General features: G+C 36.5%; 1 protein-coding gene. It reads right to left on the bottom strand.

What is annotated here, in order from left to right; all coding sequences use genetic code 11:
* The coding region (locus tag B4N75_RS05755) for an Rpn family recombination-promoting nuclease/putative transposase (RefSeq protein ID WP_296706827.1) at positions 1 to 740 on the bottom strand (740 nt) is incomplete at its 3' end.
* Between the last annotated feature and the right edge of the window lie 482 nt (positions 741 to 1,222).

Genomic DNA, 1,222 nt, shown 5'->3' with positions numbered 1-1,222 from the left:
ATATCTTTAGCTATATCTTTTGCAAGTTCTTGAGCTATCACAGGTGCAAGTTCCTGAGCCCGTTCTTCTGCCTGTATCCGCATTTCCTGTTCCCATGTCATATATCTATGCCTCCATTGGGCGTTCATTTTTACACGTTCGACCAATGCAGAAAGCCTGTCTGTAAAATTGTCCTTTGACGTTTTTCCACACAGGTACTTAAAAAATGAACGCAACTTCTCTGACTGCATTTTATCATACATGCTTGCGTTAAAAAAGACATTGACAGTCCCGTCGCTCATCTCTATATTCTTGTCTTCTAACGCAAAGTAGCGGAAAGTATAAACCGGAAGATTATAGCCAAAAGCATCGCCCATGCATAAAAAAATCACATAACTTTCTTTTAAACTTTCATAATTTCCGCCGGATTGAATATTGTCAACATCCATCAACCCCTGATAATATCTTGCCCTCTTTGCAAGCTTTGTTACGTTAGAAGTCTGAATTTCAATATCAAAGCAACGTCCGGTTCCATCCTTTACATAAACATCAAACCGGACACCATGAGACTCAAAATCTGTTTTAAGAGAGTATTCCGAGCAATTTTTTTCAATTCTATCAATTTTTATGTTTAAAAGCATCTCCAGAATTTTTTTAGAAACATCAGGATTTTCTTCCAGAACTTTACAAAAAATAAAATTGTTTGCAAGCGTAAGACTGTTCCATTTCTCCGCTGGAGTCAATTCATTTTTCAAAGACATTTTTTTCTCCTAAAAACGCCGTTTTAGCGACGGGCTCTAAACGAATGTCATTCCCGAACTAATAATTCTGTCAATCCCGCACTATAATTCTGTCATTCCCGCACTTGATGCGGGAATCTATCGGCATGGATTATCGGGTCAAGCCCGATAATGACATTAAAATCAGGCCCGATAATGACAGTAAAATTAGTTCCGATAATGACAGTAAAATTAGATCCGAAAATGACAGCAAAATTTTCAGTTCTAATTGAACCTAATATATAAATTCCGCCAAAAGTCAACTTTTACACATTTTTAGAAAAAAAAATTGAACTTTTTGTCTTTGATTTGCCTTCAAAAAGTTATTCTTAATTACCCTTAATTTCGAGTTTTAATAAAAACAACTGCTAAACAGTTATTCCTATGCTAACAAGGCTGTCATTGCCGTGCTTGACACGGCAATCTACTGAAAATTTCCAATGGATTATCGGGTCAAGCCCGAT

It is taken from the genome of Treponema sp. UBA7570 (genome assembly GCA_002477955.1).
Taxonomy (GTDB): Bacteria; Spirochaetota; Spirochaetia; order Treponematales; family Treponemataceae; genus Treponema_D.
This window is presented reverse-complemented; position numbering and strand designations above follow the sequence as displayed.